This is a genomic window from Photobacterium japonica (genome assembly GCF_050337005.1).
Taxonomy (GTDB): Bacteria; Pseudomonadota; Gammaproteobacteria; order Enterobacterales; family Vibrionaceae; genus Photobacterium; species Photobacterium japonica.
The window spans coordinates 1-12,451 of sequence record NZ_JAKJSN010000027.1; the positions used below are offsets into that span (position 1 = coordinate 1).

At 46.7% G+C, this 12,451-nt stretch carries 9 protein-coding genes; 5 read left to right on the forward strand and 4 right to left on the reverse strand.

Annotation, left to right across the window (positions count from 1 at the left end):
• The first annotated feature begins 1,945 nt into the window (after window positions 1-1,945).
• Window positions 1,946-2,896 carry a TerC family protein gene (locus tag L4C36_RS11760; protein WP_428477997.1) on the forward strand — a complete coding sequence of 317 codons (951 nt, stop codon included), beginning with the start codon at window positions 1,946-1,948 and terminating at the stop codon, window positions 2,894-2,896.
• Between the two features lie 98 nt (window positions 2,897-2,994).
• Here L4C36_RS11760 and L4C36_RS11765 read toward each other — a convergent pair whose 3' ends face one another.
• Window positions 2,995-4,749 (reverse strand): L,D-transpeptidase family protein, encoded by a 1,755-nt coding sequence (locus L4C36_RS11765; RefSeq protein ID WP_428477998.1) that lies wholly within the window; start codon window positions 4,747-4,749, stop codon window positions 2,995-2,997.
• Between the two features lie 349 nt (window positions 4,750-5,098).
• Here L4C36_RS11765 and L4C36_RS11770 point away from each other — a divergent pair, with 349 nt between their 5' ends.
• Window positions 5,099-6,631: a YjjI family glycine radical enzyme gene (locus L4C36_RS11770; protein WP_428477999.1), complete on the forward strand. Its 1,533-nt coding sequence runs from the start codon at window positions 5,099-5,101 to the stop codon at window positions 6,629-6,631.
• Window positions 6,597-7,469: a YjjW family glycine radical enzyme activase gene (locus L4C36_RS11775; protein WP_428478000.1), complete on the forward strand. Its 873-nt coding sequence runs from the start codon at window positions 6,597-6,599 to the stop codon at window positions 7,467-7,469. Before L4C36_RS11770 ends, L4C36_RS11775 begins: the two co-directional genes overlap by 35 nt.
• Before the next feature lie 177 nt (window positions 7,470-7,646).
• On the opposite strand, the gene L4C36_RS11780 is transcribed toward L4C36_RS11775, so the two are convergent.
• Complete coding sequence (locus tag L4C36_RS11780; protein ID WP_428478001.1) at window positions 7,647-8,618, reverse strand: LysR family transcriptional regulator; 972 nt, start codon at window positions 8,616-8,618, stop codon at window positions 7,647-7,649.
• A 96-nt stretch (window positions 8,619-8,714) separates the two neighbouring features.
• Complete coding sequence (gene folE / locus L4C36_RS11785; protein WP_428478002.1) at window positions 8,715-9,368, reverse strand: GTP cyclohydrolase I FolE; 654 nt, start codon at window positions 9,366-9,368, stop codon at window positions 8,715-8,717.
• 213 nt (window positions 9,369-9,581) lie between these two features.
• On the opposite strand from folE, the gene moeA reads away from it, so the two are divergent.
• Together moeA and moeB are read left to right on the forward strand one after the other, a co-directional pair.
• Entirely contained in the window at window positions 9,582-10,814 is a 1,233-nt protein-coding gene (gene moeA / locus L4C36_RS11790) for a molybdopterin molybdotransferase MoeA (RefSeq protein ID WP_428478003.1), read from the forward strand.
• Window positions 10,815-10,943: 129 nt separating this feature from the next.
• Complete coding sequence (gene moeB, locus L4C36_RS11795; protein ID WP_428478004.1) at window positions 10,944-11,699, forward strand: molybdopterin-synthase adenylyltransferase MoeB; 756 nt, start codon at window positions 10,944-10,946, stop codon at window positions 11,697-11,699.
• A gap of 97 nt (window positions 11,700-11,796) precedes the next feature.
• Here the strand turns inward: moeB and L4C36_RS11800 are convergent, their stop codons facing one another.
• Window positions 11,797-12,348 (reverse strand): OmpA family protein, encoded by a 552-nt coding sequence (locus tag L4C36_RS11800; RefSeq protein ID WP_428478005.1) that lies wholly within the window; start codon window positions 12,346-12,348, stop codon window positions 11,797-11,799.
• Window positions 12,349-12,451 lie beyond the last annotated feature (103 nt).

Here is a 12,451-nt window from a genome sequence, read left to right on the forward strand (position 1 = left end):
ATACTATACGACTATACTATACGACTAACTGAAGTATGATGTATGTCTAATTTATGAAAACATGCTCTTGATCTTCTTTTTTCAACCAAAAAACCAAAGTTTATATATAAGAAGAACAATTGATTAACAACAATTAAATCTATTACACACAGCCACTTTCATTCTGGTAACGCAATTATTTACAAATATCTTCCATAACGAGAAACCATTATAAATAAAACAGCGTACAACTATTTTCAGTGGCCTCTCCAGTACAAAAATAAAAATCACTGTGCATTTGCATATTATCGATAATTTCAATCATATCAATATCAGGTATCATCACTACACCTCAATAGAAAGCTGAATGATAACGTATTTCCTTGTACTTAATTTGACTCAATATTGATGTTATGTCTTGTATATCTTCACATACAGCATAATAATAAATCAGCGTTCAAAATTAACGAACGCCTATAGTATCAGCCCGCATGAAATAGAGACAGAACAGGTAACTCCGTTTACGCCCCCTCCCCCCCTATTTCACACCACAACAAATAGCCATCAAAATCAACAGTTTATCCCAAGCTTGTTACCATAAAGATGAAAAGTGACACGAAAAAAGGCTTGATGCGTAATTATCAATAAGCATTAACTCACTCAAATAAAAAACCACCGTTTTATTATTGATACACAACATTATAGTATAAATGTTAATAAGGCTATTTTTTGCTCAAAGGGAGGATATTCATATAGGAATAATGATATCTTTGATGTTACTAATACACTCGCATTTAGCATCATAGCTTATGATGCTATTTACACCACATGATGAAATGACCAATAATGATATAATGTTAATTATCATTATGAGTGAAATTTTACTCAAAATAACGACTAATGGTTACTACCCCCTTCTCGTATTTGGTAACCTCTTGCCTGCAATATATGCATCACTGCGAGAATCCTCACGCTTTCATCAATATAATCAAACAGTGTGCGGTTATATTTTTGTATCAAAAACGCGTCGATTTGTCGTTTTTCTCTATATTCTACTCATATTACGCGCGAACAAAAAACATACAAATAAGAGCAATAATATACATGTCATTTACATTTTCGTGACACTGTCACTTTTTTTATTTATTGACCGTTGGCGGGGAAATCGAGTAGCAATGACAACTTACGACCCATTCCCATCATATAAAAACGCGATAACCCTTACGGGCTACCGCGTTTAATCGAAATATTTCATGCTCAACGGTGATCGATGTTCCTTCAATCACCAAACGGCATGGACAGCTATCCTTGTTTTAGAAAAAGAACATTATCCAAAGGCTCCAATGGCTCTCGTTGTTCTTGTTGTTTATCGAGTGCTGACAATTGTTCCCGCATTTCACCCAGCTCTCTTTCCATATAACGTATGTTCCTCACAAGCATTTGCCTATCCATAACCACCCTCTCATGAATGCACTTAGGTTTAGCTTACCCATTTCAACAGATTGATACGCTACACAAAATTCACTATAGCGATTATTTATTAAGGAGAAATACCTCAATCAACAATGGATAAGTATTATCGCCAATGGTTAAAAGTCAAACACTGCTACGCTAACATTTCGACCGGACTGCATTATCGATAAGACAGGTATGACATTTGTTTGAGAAAATGCTGGCGATCTCTAAGTTTTGCTCTTAAAATGCGCCTGCTTTGGGGAGTAGTCACCAACTGTTCGCCTGTCGTCATCTCGAAGCCAAAAGCTTCCGGCAGCCGGGGATGGATAATGCGCACCGCCGCACCATCTTGACGAGACCAACGCCATTAATCATGCATACCATTGCAGGATGTTGCTCATCTTTGGCTAGTCACCTAGCGAAGAAACAACGTCTTTTTTAATGCGCGAAAGGTCCGGTTTATTTCCTATTTCCTGCCCTTTTGCGCGATCGTTCGTGAAAGGAGAAAACTATGAGCCTTTTTAGCTATGAAGGGTTCTTTGTTCTGACCATCTTGATGTTGGCGCTGGACTTATACCAAACTCGTGGCGGACAAGTCACAATCAAAAAAGCCGCGATTTGGAGCCTGTTCTGGGTTGCACTTGCCCTTATCTTCAACGTTGTTATCTATATGTACTGGCCACAAATGGCACCAGACAGCGCTTATACTAACAGCGAAGCAGCAACGGCTTTCTTAACAGGTTACCTGCTAGAAAAATCATTGAGTGTCGATAACTTGTTTGTCTTCGCCCTGATCTTCGGCCAGTTTGCTGTACCTGAATCGATCCGCCCTCGCGTATTGATGCTAGGTGTCGTCGGTGCATTGATCCTACGTGCGTTTATGATCATGGTTGGTTCCGAACTGCTTACCCAGTTCCATTGGATCCTATACATCTTCGCGGCTTTCCTTCTTTACACCGGTTACAAACTGTGGAGTGAAGACGAAGAAGAACAAGAAGATTTCTCTGAATCGCTGCCTGTACGCTTAGTGAAGAAATGTTTCCGCGTAACCGATGATTACAAAGGTAACCGCTTCTTTGTCAAAGACAGCAAAGGTTGGTTGGCAACGCCGCTGTTGATCGTTATCGCCGTCATTGCACTAACTGACGTGATGTTCGCACTGGATTCAATCCCTGCGATCTTCGCGGTAACGAAAGAACCGTTCTTGGTCATGACCGCTAACGTATTCGCCCTATTGGGCCTACGTTCTCTGTACTTTGTACTGGAAGGCATGCTGACACGTTTCTGCTACCTACGCCCTGCACTGGCGTTCATCCTAAGCTTCATCGGTATCAAGATGCTGCTTATGGAAACCGCGTATGCTATCCCAACCGTGATTTCTCTTGGTGTGATCGTGCTGACCATCACCATTGCAATCGTGGGTTCATTGTGGAAAACACGTGAAGTCAAAGTGAAAGCGTAATCACATTACTTAATGTGAACCACGCATAAATAAACAAAAAGCCCCACTTCGGTGGGGCTTTGTTTTATCCGTTGACCATGCTGTACAATTAATTAGCGTTAATAACGGCGATAATTCTTCAACGTCGAGAACTTATCTTCTACCGGCTCGCGAATCGGCCTGTCGTAGCCATAAATGTCTTCACGCATCTGGAGTACATCATTTTCATCCACCCATGCCGTCACGTACGTGAAATCAACATCAATTTTTCTCGGTAAATTGATGTTATCAATCCCTTCCGTTTTCACTAAATGCTTATAAGACTGCGTGCGACGCTGGTAATCCAGAATGTAATCCGCCAATTCTGCCGCTTTTTCGACCCTTACGCACCCAGAACTCAGGTTACGTTTAGTGCGGCCGAATAAACTGCGCGCGGGAGTATCGTGTAAATAGATCGAATAGTCGTTCGGCATCAGGAATTTCACATTCCCCAAGGCATTCGTCGGCCCAGGTCCCTGCATAAATTCATACGGGAAGGTTTCAGGATCAACCGTGCTCCATTCGATCTGCTCCATCGGTATTTCGGTGCGATCACGCCAACTATGGATAATCGTCATATTTTTACGTTGCAGATAATCCGGCGAGGCTTTCACGCCGGGGATCACATCTTCTTTCTTGATGGTTTCCGGTACGTTCCAACGAGGATTCACCACCATGACACTCAGCGCCGACGAAAATAAGTTGGTTGGTCGTGCCGTGCGTCCGACAATCACTTTCGATTCAAAAACCACTTCATCTTTGTGGGTGATCTGCATGTGATAGTCAGGAATATTGACGCGAATACTTGGCCGCTCTTCGCCTGTTGCCCCAAACTGATTGCGATGGAGGTTCAATGCGATAACGCGTGCCACGTCATGGAATGGCAAAGCGAGTTGCCGTGCGGTAGCCGGACCGTACACTCCATCGACCTGTAAGCCGTTACGCTTTTGAAAACGCTTCAGTGCGGCATGAACGTGACCACTGTTGGTCACCACCGTTTCCTGCTTTAGCCAGTCGTACTCAACCTCGGGCAAGTCGCCATGTTGATAGAGGATAGCGAGCACCTTCTGGGCATCAGGAATGATCTTCCCTTCTTTCACTAACACTTTTTTTGCGGGCACATAATCATGCTCAGGCAGTTGCTGATAACGCTTAGCCTGTTCCAGACTGCGCTGGGTCGTGGTGAATGCGGCTTCATCCGCCCGCAAACTCATCATTAACGCTTGTTCATTGGTGCCAAACTGCGGCATCGTGCTGGCAGGCCCCATCGATAATGCGGCCAACATTTGATGATTCACTTGCGTCAAGGTTTGATGACGGAAAAGGATGCTGGGTTTTTTCGTCATTTGCTGCATCAACACCTGATACACCAAATACGAGTCAGTCGCGAGAATATCAAAACCACGCTGGTCATGCTGCGCTTCGAGGTATTCTAACTCCATAATGCGCTCTGCCATGCCCGGCATGAGTTGTGCGTAATCCAAGGTTCTTAAGCGTGTGTACAAGGCTTCTCGCAGTTCAGCGTTTTGCCACAACGGCATAAAACCATTCGTGGCATAAATGCGCTCTATCGGTTCGCTGAAACACAGCGCATTAAGATTATTCAAACAAAGCTGCTGATAACTCTTCAACGCGTCTGGGCGCACTAAACCTACGGCTAACCGTTGTTCCGATTGGATACTCACCGACGCTGTAATCGGTACAGCGGGTTGAGCAGATGCATCACTCACGGTATTCGTGGGTTGAGCTTTCACACCGAAGGTAGAAGCACACAGTGTGATGGCTAAAGACCCGAAGAGGTTGACCGGACGTAAACTAGAGCGGGTGCAAAACATTACAAACTATCCTGAGCTGCGAACATTGACCTATATGAGGCTCATCCCTGAACGGGGCATGATAATCAATGCGGGCTATCGCTTCTTCGACGCACTACGCATAATATTAGTTCTAGTCAAAATAGTGACATAATGACAATTTTGTAACCTAAAATATTGACACCGTTATAAATTAAATTTTCTAAGTCACTCCCAAAAGCCTGCCCGCCTCCTAAATACCCTGCAGTTTTATGTGATCCACACATCGAATTTCCAATTTGGAAATCAACAAAGCTATTATTTTCACTTCAAGAAATCACAGCAGATCGAGTATCTTAGTACCCATAATCAATACGTGGTTAATAACATCATGACACAAGATAAATTTAAACAAATCATCACCCATCCAACCCTTTCTCCTAAGCAAAAATCAAGCTACCTTGCGCTTGAAGCGGATGCGAGCTTGGACTATCTCTCTGTTTCTGATGCCGTCACACAGGCAATGAAAGACGCGGTGTTGTGTGACATGTTTGAAGGTAACGCACCGTTCAAACCACGTTATGTCCTACCTGATTACGCTAAATTCCTAAAGCAAGGTTCTGAATACCTTGAATTGGCGCCGGCAACGGATTTCGATGAGGCACTGAACAACCTTACGATCATTTACCACCATGTACCGTCTGTGACGAACATCCCGGTTTACCTTGGTCAGTTGGATGACGTGCTATTGCCATACGTTGGCGATTTGAGCGATGAAGCGGTATACCGCAAACTGCGTATGTTCTGGATCATGCTTGACCGCACCCTGCCAGATGCCTTCATGCACGTGAACATCGGCCCAACAGACAACATCATCTGCCGTACTATCCTGCGCGTTGATGCAGAGTTGAAGCAAGTTGCGCCTAACCTGACATTCATGTACGACCCAGCTGTTACGCCTGACGATCTACTGCGCGTTGCCAACCAGAACATCTGTGAGTGCAGCAAGCCACACATTGCTAACTTCCCAATGCATGCTAGTGCTTATGATTCGCGCGGCTTTGGTATCGTGAGCTGCTACAACTCACTGCCATTGGCAGGTGGTGCGAATACGCTAGTGCGTATGAACCTGAAGGAAGTGGCAAAAAAAGCCGATTCAAGCCAGCACTTCTTCGACAGCGTACTGCCACAGTACTGCACAACCATGTTTGAGTTGATTGACGCACGTGCAGCGTTCTTGCACGAAGAGTCTGGTTTCTTCAACAGCTTCCTTGTGACGGAAGGCGTGATCGATGAAGACCGTTTTGCTCCAATGTTCGGCATCTTCGGCATGGCTGAAGCAGTCAACACCCTGATGGAAAAAGACGGTGCAGAAGGCCAATACGGTCACGCTGATACCGCTAACCGCTTGGGTCACAGCATCTCTCGTCGCTTGAGCGACATTGTGACAGCAACACCTGTAAAATACGGTTACAACGGCCGTGCTCTACTGCACTCTCAGGGCGGTATCAGCCTAGATGTGGATGTGACACCGGGCGTACGTATTCCTTACGGCACAGAACCGGATCCAGTGAGTCACGTACAAGCATTGGCAGAACACCACCAGTACTACACATCGGGTATCAGTGACATTCTGACCATTGATGAAACCGTAAAAGCAAACCCAGAAGCGATGTACCAGCTATGTAAAGGTGCATTGGCTATCGGTTTCCGTGAATTTACGGCGAACGTACACTCCAATGACTTGATCCGTGTAACGGGTTACATGATCAAGCTATCAGACATTGCGAAATTCAAAGAGCAAGGTTCGCGTACTAACACGACCGGTCTGGGTGAAGAAGCGGCTGCGACAACAGGTATCCTGAATCGCGCACCACGAGTTGTGAGTCATGAGCAAGCACCACGTTTCTGCGACGGTCAGTAAAATACTCAACTTCTCATGCGTTGACGGGCCTGGCAACAGGCTCGTCATCTTTCTGCAGGGGTGTAACTATCAGTGCATAAATTGCCATAACCCACACACGATTGGTGTGTGTAACCATTGTGGTGATTGTGTTACACCGTGCCCTGCAAATGCATTGCGCATGGAAGAAGGAAAGGTTAAATGGGATGCCAGCCTCTGCACACAGTGTGATCTGTGTTTGACGGTGTGTCCTAATCAGTCGAATCCCAAAACACAGGTGATGACGCTGGATGAGATTTTAGGGTTGATACGCAAGCAACACTTTTTCCTTTCGGGGATCACAGTGAGTGGCGGCGAAGCAACCTTACAACTGCCCTTCATTGTCGCGCTCTTTAATGCGGTAAAAGCGGATGACGAACTGAAGCATTTATCTTGCATGGTAGACAGCAATGGCAGCTTAAGTGTGACGGGATGGGAAAAACTCTTACCCGTGCTTGATGGCGCCATGATTGATTTGAAAGCGTGGCAGGAAGAAACACATCGCTGGTTAACAGGACGCAGTCATCACCGAGTGATGCAGTCGATTAACCTGTTAGCGGCGCAGGATAAGTTAGAAGAAATTCGCTTATTACACATTCCCGGTATCACGGACTACGACAGCGAAATTGATGCTGTCAGTACATACCTGCATACCCTTCCACCGCGTACAACGATCCGCTTAAATGCGTTTCAACACCATGGTGTGACAGGCGAAGCATTAACGTGGGATGTTTGCAGCAATGAGGCCATTAGCGCCTTTGCGATGCAACTTGAACAACGAGGCCTAACGGTGACCTATCGCGAACCGCTTGGCGGCTAGTTTTCGCAACTACACGTCGAAACATCAGCGTTAAACTCGCTTAACGCTGCTTTACATTAACGGAATACTTCACCGTTTTCGCCTTCCGTACTATTACGGGAGGCGTTTTTTTATGCACTATTCAGTGTTCGCACATCTTCGCTAAATCAACAACCCCATCAGCCTTATCAAGGCGAATCATGCGTGACTGTCTTCAGCAAAATGCCCTTCTACTTCTACAGGCTGCTGCGAGGCATGGGCAACCTCCACGATTTGCTCATACAACCAACGTTGTGCTGGGTCATTCATGCTTGGCTGATGCCACACCAAACTGTACGAGACTTCCCCGTAATTGAACGGCAGGGGTTTAATTACTAACCCTTTCGCTTGTAACGCCACATCAGCCCACTGACGAGAGCAGGTAAACAACAATTCGCTATGATGACACATGACTGCTGCACTGCCGAAATCCGGCACAGTGACCGCGATACGGCGTTTATGGTGCTGCTGTGCCAACTGCATTTCAAAGAACGGGACATTCAAATCGCCGTCCATGATGCTGACGTGGCCATAATGCAAATAGTCTTCCACCGTCATGGGCAGATCCGCCAACGGGTGATTCGGGCTCATCAAACACACCATTTCATCATCCAGCAGGGTTTCCCAGACCAAATTGGTGTTGGCACTGGGTGGCTGGCTTTTATCATGGGGCAATAAAATGAAATCCAACTGCCCTTTTGACAGGCTGTCGAGTCCCATAGTTTCTCGGGACCAAATTTCCAACCGCATACCGGGCGCGGACTGCAACACGCGGGCTGTTAGCGTTGCTGCCAGTAGCTCAAACGTACTTTCGCGCATTGCCAACGAAAAGCGCCCTTGGTAAGACGCGGGATCAAACGCTTCTTGTGTCAGCATCTGATTCATTTCATTGATCATCTGGTGCACAGTGGGCCCTAAGCGACGCGCAAGCGGGGTGGCCACCAGCTGATTGCCATGGCGGTAAAAAAGCTCGTCATTTAAGCTCTCACGCAACTGGGTCAGGGTTTTACTGACAGAAGAAGGGCTTAAGCAAAGTCTCTCCGCACTGGCCGTCACACTGAGGGTGTCCAACATGACGTGAAGCGTCACAAGGTGCTTCATACTGATTCGAGAAAGTTTGATTAAATCCATAGTCGCTGCACTGGTTATCGTCGATAAAAAAAGCCAGTAGAACATTCTACTGGCTTGTTTAATAATAAATAAATCTGAATATGCGTCAAATGATGATTAACGCACGCCATGCAGAAATTCTGCACGCGTCGCGGGATTACGCTTGAAAATCCCACCCAATGCGGTGGTGGTGGTCACGCTGGTTGCGTCCATCACACCACGGGCTTTCACGCAGTAGTGAGTCGCATCAATCGTGATGGCCACATCGTCGCTTTCTAGCAAGGTTTGTAATGCCACCAGAATTTGTTGCGTCATGCGCTCTTGCACCTGTGGGCGCTGGGCAAAGAAACGAACAATACGGTTGATCTTAGACAGACCGATGATTTTGCCGCGTGGAATATAGGCCACTGTCGCTTTACCGTCGATGGTCACCAAGTGGTGCTCACAGGTACTGGTCAAGGTAATGTCTTTTACCCGCACCATTTCATCACAGTTCATTTTGTTTTCGATGACCGTGATTTTCGGGAAATTGGCGTAGTCTAAGCCAGAGAACACTTCGTCAACGTACATCTTCGCGATGCGATGCGGGGTTTCTACCAAGCTATCATCCGACAGATCCAAGGAAAGCAATTCGAGGATCTCACGCATGTGATACTCGATTTTCTCTTTTTTCTCTTCGCGGCTAACGACTTTATCAGTCATCGGCGTTTCAAGGCCGCGTTCAATCAGTGCTTGGCGCACCAGTTGCGCAGATTCGCTAAATGCAGTCATTCTCTTCCTCCAACTCGCTGGGCTTGTAGAGCAAACATTGAGCATTATTAAATACTTAACTGTTTAAAAAAGCGTGCCAGCCATATTTCAGCCCGCAGGATACCTGTAATTGAAAAGAATTACACCACGAATTTACTCAGGTATTAGTCCTCCTACCCTTTTTTTGTCATAATAATGGCTATAGATAATAAGAAGATGTAGACGGATACCACTATGGGATGTTGTGACGCGCCAGGCTTGATGCCGGTTGAAAAGGCTCTGGATAAAATTCTGGACCAAGTAAAACCACTGGATACCGTAAAGACCGTTGCCCTCTCTGATGCGATGGGCATGGTATTAGCGGAGGATATTCATTCACCAATTAATGTGCCGCCTTTCGCCAATTCTGCGATGGACGGCTATGCACTGCGCAGTGCCGATCTTGAACACACCGATACCCTCGACATGGCCGGTAAATCGTTCGCGGGCGTACCCTTTGAAGGAACCTGCCAAGCGGGTCAATGCATTCGTATCATGACGGGCGCACAAATGCCGGACGGGACGGATACGGTGATCATGCAGGAAGAAACGGAAGCCGATGGCAACGCCATTCGCTTTACCACCAAAGCCCCTCACGGGGATAACGTTCGCCCGATTGGTGACGATGTGGCGCAAGGCGACGTAGTGGTTGCGAAAGGCAACCGCATTACGGCCCGTGAAATGCCTCTCTTAGCGTCACTCGGCGTTGCAACGCTGCCTGTCTTTGCCCGACCGACGGTGGCCTTTTTCTCGACCGGTGATGAACTTCGCCCTGTGGGTGAGCCTTTGGCTGCGGGTCAAATCTACGACAGCAACCGCTACGGCATCCGTGCGCTACTGGAAAAGTTTAATTGTGATGTGATCGATCTGGGTATCATCCCTGATTGCCCTGAAAAATTGCGTGAAGCCTTCACGACGGCGACACAAGCCGATGTATTGGTGACATCAGGCGGCGTAAGTGTCGGTGAAGCCGACTACACTAAAGACATTTTGGATGAACAAGGCCAAATTGGTTTCTGGAAAATCGCGATGAAGCCGGGTAAACCTTTTGCCTTTGGTACCATCAACAACACATGGTTCTGCGGGCTACCGGGTAACCCTGTTTCGGCCATGGTGACACTTTACCAATTGGTACAGCCTATGTTGGCAAAACTGGCCGGTCACAGCCACTACCAGCCACCAACGCGCTTAAAAGCGAAAGCCACCAGCGTATTTAAAAAACGCCCTGGCCGTGCTGATTACCAGCGTGGTATTTACCAGATCAATGCAGAAGGCCAATTGGAAGTCGCGACAACCGGCAACCAAGGTTCTGGCGCGTTCAGTTCGATGCATCAAGCCAACTGCTTCGTCGTTCTTGAACAAGAGCGCGGTCGCGTTATGCCCGGTGAATACGTGACGGTTGAACTGTTTAATCACACGATGTATTAAGCCCGTCTTTATTAATCACAGGCTCATAACCGTCTTTGCAAACACACAACGTGGCACGGTGGCTACACACTGGCGCCACATTGTCGTCTTTGATACAACACCATGAGACAACACAACAGGAAGAACCCCGTGGTAGAACTTACCGATGCGGAAATGCTGCGCTATAACCGCCAAATCATTCTGAAACAATTTGATTTTGAGGGACAAGAAGCCCTTAAAGCCTGCTCGATGCTGATTTTGGGGGCGGGGGGATTAGGGTGTGCATCTAGCCAATATCTGGCGGCTGCCGGTGTCGGCAAGCTCACCTTGATTGATGATGATAAGGTTGAAGTGTCGAACCTACAACGCCAAGTATTACACAACGACAATACCGTAGGTATGTTAAAAGTGGACTCCGCCAAACAAGCGCTGAACACGATTAACCCTAACATCCAGATCGAGACATTCGCGCGTCGCTTGGGTGATGAGGAACTGCAGGCGTTAATCGCACAGCATGACCTTGTGCTCGACTGCTGTGATAACGTAGATACGCGTAACCAACTTAACCGTTTGTGTTTCCAAACGAAAACGCCGCTCATTTCAGGGGCTGCGATTCGCATGGAAGGCCAAATCAGTGTGTACACCTATGAAGACGACGCCCCTTGCTACCAGTGCTTGAGTGCCCTTTTCGGCCAGCAGGCATTAACGTGTGTGGAAGCGGGGATCATGTCACCGGTTGTCGGTATTGTAGGCGCAGTACAAGCAATGGAAGCGATTAAAGTGGCCAGTCAGTTAGGTCAACCGCTGGTAGGTAAGATCCTGATGTTGGATGCGATGAACATGGCCTGGCGTGAAATGAAACTGAGTAAGCAACCAAGTTGCTCAGTATGTAGCTCAGAAGCTTGAGTTCACGCGCGGATAAAACATGACAAAGAAAAAAGGAAGCCATAGCTTCCTTTTTTATGTTGTGTGCATTGTTACTCATGCGATTGACGCTGGCCGATTACTCGAGGAAATTATCAAAAATAGGCGTCAAACGGATTTCAATACGGCGGTTGTCTTGACGACCAGACGCTTTCTTATTGTCTCCAATTGGTGCACTTTCACCAAAACCGAACACACCAACGCGCTTGCTGTCGACGCCGTAAGTGGTCAGTAAGTCTGACACTGACGTTGCACGCTTGGTAGACAATACGCGGTTGTACTCATCAGAGCCCACGCTGTCGGTATGGCCACCGACAAAAATACGTGAATCTTTCTCATTCACCAAAATACCAGAAAGCTTTCTTAGTACATCTTCACCTTCTGCACGCACTGTTGCACTGTCATGATTAAAGCTCTGATCACCTTTCAGTGTGATCAAGACTTGATCGCCTTTACGAGCAACACTGCCGACATCACGGCCGACGACCGCTTGAACATCACGAAGACTCTGACTTAAAAACGCATCCACTTTCTCTTTCGAGACGGTTTTCGTCTTTGTCACCACTTCTTCACTTGTTGACGCACACCCTACAACAAACAGGGAGAATAAAAATACCCATACAACTTTCATTTAAACACCACGCTAAGAAAAAGCAAAACCCTATGAATAAATGACTTTATCAAAAGGCGCTTTCCACATCTGAGCGAAAAAGTAGAGTATGGAGATACTTCAC